This window comes from Micromonospora sp. NBC_00821, assembly GCF_036347035.1.
In the GTDB taxonomy this organism is placed as follows: Bacteria; Actinomycetota; Actinomycetes; order Mycobacteriales; family Micromonosporaceae; genus Micromonospora; species Micromonospora hortensis.
The window spans coordinates 1909692-1923670 of record NZ_CP108880.1; the positions used below are offsets into that span (position 1 = coordinate 1909692).

Below are 13979 nucleotides of genomic sequence, written 5' to 3' on the forward strand. Positions count from 1 at the left end.
AACCCCGCCCTGCCCTTCGCGCCCTGCCCTTCGCGCCCCGCCCTTCGCGCCCTGCCCTGCGCGCCCCGCCCTGCCTCCGCCGATCTTGCACTTTCGGTTGGCGTATTGCACCTTGCGTGTCGATTTGTCGGCACAGAAAGTGCAAGATCGCGCGGGCGGGGCGGGGCGGGGCGGGGCGGGGCGGGGTGGGGGGGGGTGGGTTTAGCGGGGGGAGATTGAGCGGTAGTGGGTTTTGTCGGTGTTGGCGAGGCTGTAGGTCTGGGAGCGGGACGGAGTGGGGATGACCGCCAGGCCGGGGCGCTCGACCAGCAGGGGAGTGCCCGGCGGAACGGACAGGGAACTGTCCCGGGTGGCCCGCCAGCTCAGCACCACCAGCGGCTGACCGGGCACCGGAAGTTGGTACGCCTGCAAGGGGGTGGCCCGGTCGGCGGGTGAGACGACGGGCGCGCTCCCGTCGGCCGGTCGGTAGATCACCGCCGTCATCGCGCCGGCGTCGGTGTCCCAGCTGAGCTGCTGCAACTCGGCCGGCTCGCCACCGCCGAGGGCGACTTCGCCCAGCGAGCGCACGGTGAGCTTCGCCATCGGCCAGGACGTCGGTACCGAGCGTGGGGCGTCCCGGTCCCCGATCCGGCGCGGGATGCTGCCGAAGGGGCCCCGATCGCCGGACAGCACGCAGGTGTCCAGGCCGGTGAGCGCCCGCCGGCCCGTACCGGACTCGTCGCGGACCAACGGGTAGCGCGGGTCGACGGTGCCGGTGCCCAGGTCGAGCAGCCGGTCGGCGGCCCGCCCACGGGGGAGCGACTCCGTGGTTCGCAGGGTCGCGGTCACGCCGACAGCCGTGCAGGACGGCACGTCGACAGGTGCGCTGAGACCGTCCGCGATCCTCAACGTCCGGTCCTGCGGCCCGAGCAGGCTCTGCACCCGGGCCGAGACCAGGTAACGCCGACCGTCGGCCGTCTGCACCGGCAGCACGTCGGAGTAGACGAGGTAACCCGGATCGGTGTACTCGGTGGCGCGGGTCACCGCGTACCGGTCGCCCTCGCGGGTCAGTTGCAGCAGCCAGGAGGCGCTTTCGCCGGGTACGTCGGCGGCCACCAGCGCCACCGGGGCGCCGTCGACCCGACCGGAGAAGAGGATGCCGGACGAGGGCAGATGCGCGCGGTCGTCGGCCGGCGACCGCCAGTTCCGGACCGCTGCGGTGACCGCCGCCGTCGCCGTGGCGTCCCCGGAGAGGTCGCCTCGGGGTGGCCACACGGCGAGGGTGCCGTCCAGGCTGTCGTACCCGACCCGGAGGTCCTGCGGCTTCCGCTCGGCTACCGGACCGCAGGCCGTGCCAGCCAGCAGCGCGCTCAGCAGGACGGGAAGCGCCCTGCCGTACCGACGGCCTGCAGTCACCTGGCCCGCCCCCGATCGCCTCGCCGTCGCTGTCGGAAAGCGCCATAGTACGAGATGTCCGATGCGGCACCTCAGTTGGCCGGCCTCCTACCCACCACAATGGACAGCACCGGGGGTTTAGGGCGTTTTGGTTGCTCCGGTAGACTCCGCCGACTGTGACGCCTGCCGAGTCCCGCGCCCTGCCCGCGCCGCACCCGGAGGCGGCAGCCGACTCCGCCGAGCTGGTGAGTTACCGCACACCGGCCGGCCTCTTCGCCGGCCCGCCCGCGCTGACCGCCCCCAGCACAGCGCCGGCCGAGCCCGAAGCGCTGACCGCCCGCACCGCAGCACCGGCCGAGCCCGAAGCGCCGACCGCCCGCACCGCGGCACCGGCCGAGCCCGAAGCGCCGACCGCCCCCACCACAGCGCCGGCCAATCCCGACGTGCCGACCGACCCAGAAACGCCGGCAGTGCCCGAAATGCGGGCCGAGCCCGGAGCAGCGGCCGAGAGCGCGGTGCCGACGCGGGCGCGGTGGCGCCGGTGGACTCGGCGTCGGCAGCACCTGGCGGTGGGCGGGCTGTTCCTGCTCGCCGCACTCTGGGTGACCAGCCGGATCTGGCTGGACCCGTCCGGTCGGGTGGCCTCGCTCTACACCGGTGACCCGGCGCAGGTGCAGTTCTTCCTCGCCCACTCGGTACGCGTGGTGCTGCACGGCGAGTACCCGTTCTACACCGAGCAGTTCAACTACCCGGACGGCGTCAACCTGATGGCCAACACGGCCGTGTTGGCGCTGGGCATCCCGATGGTCCCGGTGACGCTGCTCTTCGGGCCGGCGGTCTCCTTCGTGGTGCTGGTCACGCTCGGTCTCGCCGGCACCGCGATGGCCTGGTACCTGATGCTCTCCCGCCACCTGGTGCGTACCCCGCTCGCGGCGGCGGTCGGCGGCTGGTTCTGCGGGTTCTCGCCCGCGATGCTCTCGCACGCCAGTTGGCACCCGAACATCATCAGCCAGTTCCTGCTGCCGTTCATCGTGTGGCGTGTGCTGGTGCTCACCCGCTCCGGAAAACCGGTCCGGGATGGGGCCCTGCTCGCCCTGCTGGTCACCGCGCAGGCGTTCATCAACGAGGAGATCCTGCTCTTCACGGCGTTGGCCTGCGGTGTCTTCCTGCTGGCGGTGCTGGCCCAGGAGCCGGCCCGGTGGCGGGCGGCGTGGCGACCTCTGGGCGCCGGCGTGGTGACCTGCGCGCTGCTGGCCGGGGCGCTGCTGGCGTACCCGCTCTATGTGCAGTTCGCCGGGCCGATGGCGTACCACGGGCTCAGCGACGCGGTGAAGGACTACGGCAACGACATCGCCGCCTTCTTCGCCCCCGGCTCGCCCACCCTCGGCGGCAACCAGCGGGCCAACATCAACCTGGCGCCGAACTACTCCGAGGAGAACGCCTTCTTCGGCTGGAGCCTGTCGATGCTGGCCATCGGCATCGTGGTCTGGCTACGCCGGGAGTTGATCGTCCGGGCGCTCGCGGTGACCGGCGTGTTCTTCGCCGTGCTCTCCCTCGGTGAGCGGGTCTCCTGGTGGGACCGTGAGCTGATCACCGGGCCGTGGCAGTGGTTGGTCCACCTGCCGCTGCTGGACGCTGTGGTGCCGACCCGGTTCGGGCTCATCACCAGCGTGGTGATCGGCCTGCTGCTGGCGCTCGCCGTCGAGCGGGCCTGGGCGCTACGCCCGGCCGACCGCCGTACCGTCCACGTGCTCACCGCCGCGGGCCTGGCCTTCGCGCTGCTGCCGATCGCACCGATGCCGCTGCGGATGGTCTCCCGGCCGCCGGTGCCGGACTTCATCACTGCCGACCGGTGGCGGGCGTACGTCGGGCCGGACCAGACGCTGGTGCCGATCCCGGTGCCCAGCATGGGCAACACGCACGGCATGCGGTGGGCGGCGGCCACCAACCTCGACTTCAAGATCCCCGGTGGTTACTTCCTCGCGCCCCGCAACGGCAACACCGGTGACGCGGGCCGGTTCGGCGGTCGTCCCAGCGGGGTTGGTCAGATGCTGGAGGAGGTGGCGACCACCGGCCGTACGCCCAAGCTGGACGACCGGCAGCGTCGGCGCTTCGCCGACGAGCTGCGGCACTGGCGGGCGGCGATCCTGGTGCTGCCAGTGCGGCAGCAGAACGCCGAGCCGCTGCGACGTACGGTCGAGGAGCTGGTCGGCCCGGGCCGCCAGGAGTTGGACGTCTGGGTCTGGGACGTCCGGACGCTCACCGACCGTTCGGTCTGATGACCACCGGGACGACGTCCCCGAACATCGCGCCCCCGGCGACGGTCGGCGTGTTCCGTCCGGCCTGGCTGCGGGACGCGCTGGTGGTGGCCGGCTATCTGGGCCTCGCCGTGCTGGTGACCAGCGGGCAGTGGGGTCACCCGTGGCGGCTGTTCCACCAGGCGGGTGACCAGATCCTCTTCGAGTGGATGCTGGCCCACGCGGCGCATGCCGTGGTCGAGGGGGAGAACCCGCTCTTCAGCACCGGGTTGAACGCGCCCGACGGGGTCAACCTGATGGCGAACACCTCGGTGCTCGGCCTGGGTGTCCCGCTCACCCCGGTCACCCTGCTCTTCGGGTCGCAGGTGGCGTTCTGCGTGGCGGTCGTCTGCTGCCTCGCCGGGACCGCCGTCGCCTGGTACGTGCTGCTGCGCCGCCGGCTGGTCGCCACCCGGGCCTCGGCAGCGGTGGGTGGGCTGATCTGTGGTTTCGCCCCGGGCATGATCGCTCAGGCGGGCGCCCACCTGCACATCGCCGCCCAGTTCCTGGTGCCCGCGATCCTCGCCCTGGTGTTCCGGCCCGTCTCGGAGACGACGCGACACGGCGTGTGGCGGCCCGGCGTCGGCCTGGGGCTGCTGCTCGTCTGGCAGGTCTTCATCGGCGAGGAGGTGCTGGTCTTCCTGGTGCTCGCGGCCGGCGTCTTCGCACTGGGTTACGCGCTCGCCGACCGGGTGGCCGCACGCCGGCTGGCGCCGGCCCTCTTCGGCCGACTCGCGGTGGCGGCCGGCGTGGCGGCGGTGCCGTTGGCGTACCCGCTGTGGTTCCAGTTCCACGGCCCGCAGCGCTACTCCGGGATGGCGTTCGCCACGCAGGGCTTCCAACTGGACGTCACCTCGTTCACCGCGTCGGCCCGGCAGACAGTGCTGGGTGACGACTGGCTGCCGGGGCTGCTCTCGCCGAATCCGACCGAGGAGAACTCGTTCTTCGGCCCAGGCCTCCTGGTGCTCGCCGTGGTGATCGTGATCTGGCAGTGGCGACGACCGCTGGTCCGGGCGCTGGCCGCCTGCGGGGTGGTCTTCGCCCTGCTCTCGCTCGGCGACGAACTGCGGGTGGACGCCGAGGCCACCGGCATTCCGGGGCCGTACCGGCTGGTCGGCGGACTGCCGTTGCTCGATCTCGCGGTGCCGGCCCGGTTCGCGCTGGTCTGCGTACCGGTGCTGGGTGTGCTGGTGGCGCTGTCCCTGGACCGGGTCGGGGCCGCGCGCGGGCCGAACGTGGCGCCGGACGTGCCGGTGCGGCTGCTGTGGGCCGGCGCGGTCGCCGCCGCGTTGCTGCCCCTGATTCCGACGCCGATCCGCGTGGTGCCGGTCGCGCCGGTGCCGGCGTTTCTCGCCGCCGGTGGCTGGCGTCAGCTGGTGCCGCCCGGCCGGACGGTGGTAGCGGTGCCCCCGGTCACCGGCGCCGCGCGCAGCCCGGTGATGCTCTGGTCCGCCCGTACCGGTCTGGGGTTCGCCGCGCCGGGCGGCTACTTCATCGGGCCCAGCGGCCCGGACGACCCGGCGGCCCGCTGGGGTGCGCCGGACCGGCCCACGTCGGTTCTGCTGCGGGAGGTGGCCGAGACCGGCGCGGTGCCGGTGCTCAGCGACGCCGACCGCCGCCAGGCCGTCGAGGACCTGCGGCACTGGCGTGCCGCGGTGGTCGTCCTCGGGCACCTGGAGCACGGTGACCCGGTCCGCCGGACCGTCGACGACCTGCTCGGCCCGGGCCGGCCGGTCGACGGCGGATGGTTGTGGGACGTCCGGGACCGGGTCGGCTGACTAACCCACCAGGGTGCGCACGTCCCACACCCAGACGTCGTCGACCCGCTGCGGTGGCCCGATCAGGGCGGTGACCAGCTCACGGAGCACCGCCTCGCGGGGGCGCGCCCCGAGCACCACCACCGACGCCCGCCAGAACCGCAGGTCCTCGACGGCCTGGCGGCGGTTCTCGTCGGTCAGCGCCGGAACCGTGCCGCTGTCCATGGTGGAGTAGATGAGGGAGCTGGTCGGTCGGTTCGGCGCACCGAAGACCCCCTCACCCAGCTCGTTCGGGCCGATGAAGTAGCCGCCCGGAACGGGGAACTCCTGCCCGGTCAGCGCACTCCACCGCAGCGTCGGCAGACCGTGAACGTTGCTCGGGATCGGCACGGGCACCAGGGTTCGACCCGCCGGCACGTACGGCCGCCAGCCACCAGCGGTGATGAAGTGCGGCGGCGGGTCGATCTGCTGGGCGGGCAGCGGGCGGGGGAACAGCGGCAGCACGGCGAGCGCGACCGCCGCGTACCCCACCGGGCGCAGCCACCTGCGGCGCGTGGCGGCCGGCGCGGCCGGCTCGTCGTCGGACGTCGCCGGGGTCGCCTCGGCCACCCGCTGGGCCGGCACCCGCGGCTGGTCGGCCACCGGGCGCCCCTGGCGGTGCGCGGCGTCCCAGGTCAACGCGAGCAGTACGCCCACAGCGGCGGCGACCACCAGCGTCAACCGGGTCGGCATCATCATCTCGACCAGCGGCAGGTCGTCCGACACGTACGACCACGGGCCGCGCACACCGGTCTCCACACCGTTGAAGCGCACGAACGGCCCGATCGCGGCCACGCTGAACACCACGATGAGCACCGCGGCGATCCGGGCGGCCAGCGAGCGGCGTACGAGCAGCACCAGGGCCACCACCGAGAGCAGCACCAGCGGCCAACCGAACCAGGTGTTCTGCTCGGTCAGGCCGATGGTCTTCTCCACGGCCGGGTCACCGGCCCAGGTGTCCCGGGCGAAGGTGACGAAGGCGACCAGGTCCTCGCCCCAGTTGTGGAACACGCCGCCCTGCAGACCCCGGTAGGACTGCGGGCCGTTGAACTGGAACCAGATCGGGTACGCGGTGAGCACCAGGGCCAGCCCGCCGGCGACGCCGAGCCCGGCCAGGAAGGTGCCGGCGACGGCCCGGGTCGCTCGCGGCCGCTGCACGGCGTACGCCAGCACGATGACCAGGCAGGCCAGCGCGGTGAGCAGCAGCATCTCCTCGTTGATGAAGATCTGGTACGCCACCAGCGCACCGAGCACGAGCCCGTTGCGTCGCCACCGGCCCGGCTCGCCCAGGGTCAGCACCCGCACCACGATCAGCGGGAGCAGGAAGTTGGAGACGAAGTTCGGCTGGCCGTTGGCGTGGTGGATGATTCCCGGCGCGAAGCCGAGGAACGCGCCGCCGACGAACGCCGCCGCCCGGGAGCGCACCAGGTGGCGGGAGAGCATCCAGTAGCCGGTGCCGGCGGTGGCCGCGAGCGCCGCGCCCAGGTAGATCGCGTACACCACCTGGGGGCCGAGCAGCATGGTCAGCGGGGCCAGCGGCAGGGTCACCCCGAGCAGCGAGGTGTTTGCCATCATGTTCACCCCGTCCGGGGCGTTCTGACGGGCCGTGAACAGCGGGTTCTCCAGGTGCCGCACCGAGTACTCGCCGTGCGCGAACAGCCACTCGAACCAGCTGTGGTCGGTGGGCAGGTGCGAGGAGACCCGGCCGTTGACGTCACCCCAGTAGTTGAGGCAGACGAAGACGCCCAGCAGCACATAGGCTCCGAGGGCCAACAGGTCGGCTCGGGCCGGACGGCGTCGAGGCCGCCGTGTCGACTCGGCCTCCACCGGGTCGGCGTCGGTCACGGGATTCAGCGAAGGGTCTACCACCGGCACAGCCACGACGCGCCATCGTACAGGCGGGGTTCCGTCACTTTTGCCGGGCCGGTGCGCTGACTGTCGGTTTGCCGGACGGTGACCCGTCGGCCAGCCTTACCTGGCGACGGAAGGAGGGTCGTTGTCGATCATCGAGTTGGGCGAGATTCGCGACGAGCCCCTGTCGGCGTCTCCGGTTCGCCGCCCGCGCGCCGTCGGTCGCCCGCTGCGCAGCGCGACTGTGCTGTTCCTCAGCCTGGTGGTGCTGGCCGGTGCCGCGCCGACAACGCGGCGAACGGTGAGCGTGGTGCCGGCGTCGCGGACGGCCACCGCGTACCTGGCCGGGGACGCCGTCTTCGTGGTCGATCCGCCGACACCCGACGGGGACCGGTACCTGACCGCGTACGCCCGACCGGCGGCGAACGGCGCCGGGGTGCGGCGGCGGTGGCAGGCGCCGTTGGCCCGCACCGGTGACTACCTCGACGTCCGGGTCGAGCACGGGTTGGTGCTGGCGATGGCGGTCAGGGCCCCCAACCGGCTGTTCCAGACCACCGCCTTCGACACCGCGACGGGCCGGCAACGCTGGCAGCATCCCGGTGCTCCCCAGCCGACAACCGGCGGTGGCCTGCTGGTGACCAATGGCCGGGAGGACGGGTCGGGCGCGATGAGCGGGGTCGAGCCCGACACCGGCCTGGTGCTCTGGTCGCTGCCGATCCCGCCGGCCGCCAGCCCCACCTACCACCTCACTCCGGAGGGGCAGGTCGACCGGTTCGTGCTCCTGCAACCGACCGGCGAGGTGCAGGTGTACGACGCCGGCACCGGCCAGCTGCTGCGCAGCATCGACACGCTGCCCGGTGACCGGTCGGCGTACCAGCGGGTGCAGATCGTCGACGACCTGCTGCTGCTCGTCCCGCCGGGCAGCACCCGGCTGGTGAGCTTCGGGCTGACCGAGTTGGAGCCACTGTGGACTGCGGAGGTGACGCTGGTGTCGCATGTGCTCGAATGCGGCGGTCTGCTCTGCGCGGTACCGCAGACCGGCGGCCTCCAGGTGCTCGACCCGGCCACCGGCTCGGTGCGGTGGTCGGAACCGGGCCAGGACGTCCTGGCCGACGTCCGGTACGGTCGGCTGCTGATGGCCAGGCCCGGCCAGGGGTACGCGGTGCGGGACGCGGCCACCGGGCAGGTACGGACCGAACTGGGCGCGTGGAGTCTGATGCCGGTGCTACGGCCGGACGACCCGCTGGTCGGTGTGCGGCGGGGTGACGACGGTCGGATGGTCGTCGCCGAACTGGACCTGGTGGCCGGCCGAACACGCATCGTCGACGTGCTGCCGGGCATCGCCGGCAGTTGTCAGGCGTCCCTGCCGGTGCTGCTCTGCCAGCGCCTCGACGGCACTACCGCTCTGTGGAGGTTGACGCGGTGACCGACTCGGTGATCGACCTCGGCGAGCTGCGGGACGACAGGGACCCGGAGTCGACGCCGCGCCCACCTCGCGCTCACGGTCGCCCGCTGCGCTGCGCGCTGGTCGTGGTGCTCGCGCTGGTCACGCTCGCCGCGTCCGCCGTCGTACCGCCCCGGCCGGCCCCGGTGACACTGCCGGGCCGGCCCGGGTCCGATGTCATGATCGATGGTGACCTTCTCCTGGTCATGGAACCGGCCATCACCGAAGCGCGGCAGGCGCGGCTGGCCGCGTATCGAATGCCCGGCATCGAGCAGGTCTGGCAGGTGACGCTGCCGGCGGAGGCTCAGTACTGGGGGATGACGCCGCTGGCCGGAATGCTGCTGGCCACCGGGTACGAGATCGGCCCGGAGGGTCGGGAGACACTCACCGTCGCACTGGACCGGGCGACCGGGGCGTACCGGTGGCAGCAGCCGGGCGCCGTCTCCAAGCTGATCGACGGCAATCTGCTGCTGCGCAGCGGCGGCGAGACCGTACCGTCCAGTTTGCGCGCTGTGGATCCGTGCTGCGGCACCGTGCGTTGGGAGCAATCCGGCCTCAGCGCCGACATGAGGGTGCGGGACACCGGGCTCGGGGTGGACCGGGTGGTGCTCAACCAGGTGGACGGGCCGGTCGAGGTACGCGACGCGATCACCGGCGCGGTGCTGGCCCGCGCCGACCTGCGCCCACCCGACGGCGGTCGGATCGGACTGGACCTGACCAAGGACCTGCTGCTGTCCATCGACAGAGGCTCGGGCACCGTCACCGCGTACGAGCTGGACCAGCTCAAGCCCCGCTGGACCCGCGCCAGGGTGCACATCGACTTCGCGCTGGACTGCGGCCCCGTCCTGTGTCTGCGCACCGGCAACAACGAACTACAGGCGCTCGACCCGGCAACCGGCGAGGTGCGCTGGCGCAGCAGCCAGTGGGGGTGGGCCTGGCCGGCCGACGGCCGGCTGTTGGCCAACCTCAGCGGTGTCGGTCCGTCGGAGCAGTACGTCGTGCTCGATGCGCTGACCGGCCAGCAGTTGGCCGACCTGGGCCGGTGGGAGCTGTACCAACTCGGTGCCGGCGGCCGGCTGTTCGGCCTACGCCGGCATCCCGACGGAGGGATGCTCGTCGGTGAGCTGGACATCGCCGCCGGGAAGGTGCACATCCTGGACGTGCTGCCCGATGTCACCGGGGGGTGTCAGGCGGTCACCGGCTACCTGGTGTGCGTCGCCACCACGACCGGCTCGTACCAACTCTGGAAACTGACCGACTGATCACCAGTTCGCCTGGGTGGCCGGCGGGGGCAGCGGCACCGACGCGGGCCGCAGCACGTACGCCACCCCGCCGCTGCCGCGTTGCCAGACCGCCTCGAACCCCTGTCGGGGCACTGTGCGACGGACCGCGTCGTCGTCCGGGGCGTACGGGTCGTTGAGCACCGGGTCGCCGTCGGCGGTGAAGCCGACCAGCACCATCAGGTGCCCACCGGTGTCGTACCCGAGCCCCGGCACCTCGTCGGCCCGGAACGCGGCGGAGACGATCAGCGGGATGCCGGCGGCGACGAACGACTCCGCCTCGGCCAGCGACCGCAGCCGGGTGACGAACGCGTCCACCCCGTGCAGACCGGCGTACGCGGTGTTGAACGGCCAGTTGCCGGCCCCGGCGTACGCGTGGTCGTAGCAGTGCCGGGCGGCGTGCACCACCACCGGACGTGGGCCGGACGGCTCCACCCAGGCGTAGCGGTCCGGCGTCGGCTCGGCGCCCCAGTAGGCGAGCACCATCGAGGTGCAGGTGGGGCTGCACCAGGAGTCCCCGCCACCACCCCACTGCGGGTACTGGCCGGCGTGCAGCCGCTGCGAGTAGCGGGGCACGTCCAGCACCCGACCCCAGGCGGCGGACGAGACGGGCTTCCCCGCGTACCAGTGGTCGGCCGTCGTGGGGCCGGTGGCGACCGCGCCGATGCTGCGCAGCACCGGGCCGGTCGGGCCGCCGGCGGGCCGGCACAAGGTCACCCGCGTCTGCCAACCGGTGACCGTCGCTCCGGTCACGATCAGGGTGTCGGTGTCGACACGGGCGGCACTGTCGCGCTGTCCGGGCAGCGACGTGCGCCGTACCGTGTGGTCGCCGGCGGCCCAGCGGGCCAGCCGGTACCAGTCGGTGCTCGGCGCGTCGTCGTTCCAGCCGCGCAGGTCGACCTCGATCCAGCAGTCGTCCGGGGTGTCGGCCGTCCAGGACGGCACCACCTCGGCGATGGCGAAGCCGACAGGTACCGGCGGCGACGTCCAGGTGCCCCGTTCGGCGACGCCGTCGAGGACGAGCCCTCGACCGCTGGGGCGCAGGCCGTCGCCGCTGCCGCTGGTCGTGTCGTCCGGCAGGTGGAAACCCCGGTAGGCGATGTCCCGCCGGGTGGGTGGTGCCGCAGTGGTCATGCCAGTCCGTCCGTCGTTCGGTGCCGCCGGCCAGCATCGCGTACGCCGCGGTGGCCCGCAACGCCGGCCGGCGCGGCCGGCGAGGGACGATGGTTGCCGGCCGGCACTAGGTTGTCGGTGGTCAGCAGCGAGGAGGCCGGGATGCGGGTACTGGTGGTCGAGTACGAGCGCAACCTCGCCGACGCGATCGCACGGGGGTTGCGCAAGCGGGGGATGGCGGTCGACGTGGCGTACGACGGCGACGCCGGCCACGAGGCGGCGTTCATCACCCGGTACGACGTGGTGGTGCTCGACCGCGACCTGCCGGGTGTGCACGGCGACCAGATCTGCGCCGACCTGGCGGCCTCCGGCGCGTTGACCCGGGTGCTGATGCTCACCGCCAGCGGCACTGTGGCCGATCGGGTGGAGGGGTTGCAGCTCGGCGCGGACGACTACCTGCCCAAGCCGTTCGCCTTCGACGAGCTGGTCGCCCGGGTGCAGGCGCTGGGCCGGCGGGCCACCCCGGCCGCTCCGCCGGTGCTCGAACTGGCCGACCTGGTGCTCGACCCGGCTCGCCGGGTGGCCACCCGGGCCGGGGTGCCGGTGGACCTCACCAACAAGGAGTTCGGGGTGCTCTGCGAACTGCTCAAGGCGCGTGGCGCGGTGGTCTCCAGTGAGGAGCTGCTGGAACGGGTCTGGGACGCGAACACCGACCCGTTCACCACCATCGTCCGGGTCACGGTGATGACGCTGCGCAAGAAGCTCGGTGACCCGCCGTTGATCGAGACGGTGGTCGGGGCGGGCTACCGCACCGCCGAGGTAGGCGCATGAGCCGCCGGCTGCGACCCACCCTGCGGCTGCGGCTGACACTGCTCAACGGGGTGCTGCTGATCGGGGCCGGAGCGATCCTGGTGTTGCTGGCCTGGCTGCTGGTCCGCGACGCGTTGCGCCCCACCGACGAGTTGGTGCCCGGCACGATCGTGCTGCTGTCCGACGGCCGGCAGATGGACGCCGCCCAGTGGCAGCGGCAGTTGGTCGATGCCGCCTCCGGGGAGCTGCTGGCCAAGGGCCTGGTCGCGCTGTTGGCGATCAGCGTGGTCGGGGTGGCCGGCGCGTACGCGGTGGCCGGTCGCGCGCTGCGCCCACTGCACCAGGTCACGGCGACCGCCCAGCGGCTCGGTGAGGCGACGCTGGACCAGCGGATCGGCTACTCGGGAGCCGATGACGAGGTGGCCGAGCTGGCCAAGACGTTCGACGCCATGCTGGACCGGATCGCGTCCGCCTTCGAGGCCCAGAAGCGTTTCGTGGCGAACGCCTCGCACGAGTTGCGTACCCCGCTCGCCGTGATGCGGACGGAGATCGACGTGACGCTCAGCGACGACGACGCGGACACCGCCGAGTACCGACGGATGGCGACAGTGGTCCGCGACGCCTCCGAGCGGGCCAACGGCCTGGTGGACGCGCTGCTGGTGCTGGCCCGCAGTGAGGCGCAGACCGGGCGGCAGCTGGGCCGGCGTACCGAGTGTGACCTCGCCGCGGGCACCGCCAACGCCCTGTCGGCGATGCGCCGCGAGGTGGAACGGATCGGCTTGCGGGTGCAGACGTCGCTGGAGTCCGCGCCGGTCGTCGGTGACCCGGGGCTGCTCGACCGGCTGGCCGGAAACCTGATCGAGAACGCGGTCCGCTACAACCACCTGCACGGTCGGCTCTGGGTGCGCACCGGCACCGACGGTGACCGGTCCTGGCTGGTGGTGGGCAACACCGGGTTCGAGGTGGACCAGGCCGACGTGCCGGGGCTGTTCGAGCCGTTCCGCCGTGGTGGCCGGGAACGCACCGGGGCCCGTGGCTCCGGCCTGGGGCTGTCCATCGTCCGAGCGGTGTGTGCCGCGCACGGCGGCACCGTACGGGTGGTCGCGCAGGCCGGTGGTGGCCTGGAGGTGACTGTCACCCTGCCGTCGTCGGACGCCCCGGTGGTGCCCGGAACGGTGTCCGCCGCCGGCTGATCGGGGTTGCGCGCCACGCTCGACCGGTGGCAAGATCGCGTCGTCAGCTCGGAGAGTGAAAGGGGGGTGCGTCGATGTCCATCAGTCAAGGCTCCGCACCCCGGGTCCTCGCAGGCTGACCCCCGGCGGCGGAGCGTCCCCATCCGAAGATGGCGAGACCACCGTGTATCCACGGATCCGCAACATCAGTTTCGACTGCCACGACACGTACACCCTGGCCGGCTTCTGGTCGGCGGTGCCCGGCTACGCCCGGCTCCCGGAGGACGTTCCGGGTGACCCGGAAGCCGCCCTGCCGACCACTGTGGAGGACCAAGCATGAGTTCGACGATCCACAACATCAGCATCGACTGTCACGACACGTACGCACTCGCCGGCTTCTGGGCGCAGGTCTTCGACTGCCCCCGGCATCCCGACGACTTCCCCGGCGACCCGGAGGCGATGCTCCTGCCGCCGGGCGGCCCGGAGGTGCTGTTCCTCGCGGTGCCCGAGGGCAAGACGGTGAAGAACCGGCTGCACCTCGACCTGCAACCCGCTGACCGGAGCCGGGCCGAGGAGGTCGAGCGGCTGCTCGGTATCGGCGCGACGCTCGTCGCCGACCACGTCGGCCCGACCGGTGGTGGTTGGGTGGTGCTCGCCGACCCGGAGGGCAACGAGTTCTGCGTGCTCGGCAACGCGGCCGAGCGGGCGGCCGCCGCGGCGGCGCGGGCCGCGGCAGCGGCTGCCGAACCGGCCTGACCGTCGACGTACGACACCGGGCACCGGCCACCCTCGCGTGGCCGGTGCCCGGTGCCACGCTGCCGGGTCGGGACGTGACCGCGAGA

At 72.7% G+C, this 13979-nt stretch carries 11 protein-coding genes; 8 read left to right on the forward strand and 3 right to left on the reverse strand.

What is annotated here, in order from left to right; genetic code table 11:
- Positions 1 to 201: 201 nt before the first annotated feature.
- Complete coding sequence (locus tag OHB44_RS08880; RefSeq protein WP_442932658.1) at positions 202 to 1395, reverse strand: hypothetical protein; 1194 nt, start codon at positions 1393 to 1395, stop codon at positions 202 to 204.
- Positions 1396 to 1853: 458 nt separating this feature from the next.
- Here OHB44_RS08880 and OHB44_RS08885 point away from each other — a divergent pair, with 458 nt between their 5' ends.
- Both OHB44_RS08885 and OHB44_RS08890 read left to right on the forward strand, forming a co-directional pair.
- Positions 1854 to 3653 carry a hypothetical protein gene (locus OHB44_RS08885; protein WP_330441204.1) on the forward strand — a complete coding sequence of 600 codons (1800 nt, stop codon included), beginning with the start codon at positions 1854 to 1856 and terminating at the stop codon, positions 3651 to 3653.
- On the forward strand, positions 3653 to 5449 hold the full coding sequence (locus OHB44_RS08890) for a hypothetical protein (protein ID WP_330440284.1): 1797 nt from the start codon (positions 3653 to 3655) through the stop codon (positions 5447 to 5449). Before OHB44_RS08885 ends, OHB44_RS08890 begins: the two co-directional genes overlap by 1 nt.
- Here the strand turns inward: OHB44_RS08890 and OHB44_RS08895 are convergent, their stop codons facing one another.
- Positions 5450 to 7321: a hypothetical protein gene (locus OHB44_RS08895; protein ID WP_442932690.1), complete on the reverse strand. Its 1872-nt coding sequence runs from the start codon at positions 7319 to 7321 to the stop codon at positions 5450 to 5452.
- A gap of 142 nt (positions 7322 to 7463) precedes the next feature.
- On the opposite strand from OHB44_RS08895, the gene OHB44_RS08900 reads away from it, so the two are divergent.
- Together OHB44_RS08900 and OHB44_RS08905 are read left to right on the forward strand one after the other, a co-directional pair.
- Positions 7464 to 8744 carry an outer membrane protein assembly factor BamB family protein gene (locus tag OHB44_RS08900; protein ID WP_238683347.1) on the forward strand — a complete coding sequence of 427 codons (1281 nt, stop codon included), beginning with the start codon at positions 7464 to 7466 and terminating at the stop codon, positions 8742 to 8744.
- Positions 8741 to 10024: an outer membrane protein assembly factor BamB family protein gene (locus tag OHB44_RS08905; protein WP_266303330.1), complete on the forward strand. Its 1284-nt coding sequence runs from the start codon at positions 8741 to 8743 to the stop codon at positions 10022 to 10024. The genes OHB44_RS08900 and OHB44_RS08905 overlap by 4 nt, the downstream gene beginning before the upstream one ends.
- Here OHB44_RS08905 and OHB44_RS08910 read toward each other — a convergent pair whose 3' ends face one another.
- Positions 10025 to 11176 carry a peptidase C39 family protein gene (locus OHB44_RS08910; protein ID WP_266303329.1) on the reverse strand — a complete coding sequence of 384 codons (1152 nt, stop codon included), beginning with the start codon at positions 11174 to 11176 and terminating at the stop codon, positions 10025 to 10027. It lies immediately after the preceding gene.
- 141 nt (positions 11177 to 11317) lie between these two features.
- On the opposite strand from OHB44_RS08910, the gene OHB44_RS08915 reads away from it, so the two are divergent.
- From OHB44_RS08915 to OHB44_RS08930, 4 genes are all read left to right on the forward strand, one after another.
- Positions 11318 to 11986, forward strand: a complete 669-nt coding sequence (locus OHB44_RS08915; protein ID WP_330440288.1) for a response regulator transcription factor — start codon at positions 11318 to 11320, stop codon at positions 11984 to 11986.
- Positions 11983 to 13158 carry a sensor histidine kinase gene (locus tag OHB44_RS08920; protein ID WP_238683344.1) on the forward strand — a complete coding sequence of 392 codons (1176 nt, stop codon included), beginning with the start codon at positions 11983 to 11985 and terminating at the stop codon, positions 13156 to 13158. The genes OHB44_RS08915 and OHB44_RS08920 overlap by 4 nt, the downstream gene beginning before the upstream one ends.
- 163 nt (positions 13159 to 13321) lie before the next feature.
- The gene (locus OHB44_RS08925) at positions 13322 to 13477 is read left to right on the forward strand and encodes a hypothetical protein (RefSeq protein ID WP_330440289.1); all 156 of its coding nucleotides are present in this window, start codon (positions 13322 to 13324) and stop codon (positions 13475 to 13477) included.
- Entirely contained in the window at positions 13474 to 13893 is a 420-nt protein-coding gene (locus tag OHB44_RS08930; RefSeq protein ID WP_238683342.1) for a VOC family protein, read from the forward strand. The genes OHB44_RS08925 and OHB44_RS08930 overlap by 4 nt, the downstream gene beginning before the upstream one ends.
- The last annotated feature ends 86 nt before the right edge of the window (positions 13894 to 13979 follow it).

Bases quoted from the DNA above. Each gene is read 5' to 3' on its own strand.
- OHB44_RS08885 (WP_330441204.1), top strand. From the start codon at position 1,854: ATGCGGGCCGAGCCCGGAGCAGCGGCCGAGAGCGCGGTGCCGACGCGG.
- OHB44_RS08930 (WP_238683342.1), top strand. From the start codon at position 13,474: ATGAGTTCGACGATCCACAACATCAGCATCGACTGTCACGACACGTAC.
- OHB44_RS08910 (WP_266303329.1), bottom strand. From the start codon at position 11,176: ATGACCACTGCGGCACCACCCACCCGGCGGGACATCGCCTACCGGGGT.
- OHB44_RS08890 (WP_330440284.1), top strand. From the start codon at position 3,653: ATGACCACCGGGACGACGTCCCCGAACATCGCGCCCCCGGCGACGGTC.
- OHB44_RS08915 (WP_330440288.1), top strand. From the start codon at position 11,318: ATGCGGGTACTGGTGGTCGAGTACGAGCGCAACCTCGCCGACGCGATC.
- OHB44_RS08920 (WP_238683344.1), top strand. From the start codon at position 11,983: ATGAGCCGCCGGCTGCGACCCACCCTGCGGCTGCGGCTGACACTGCTC.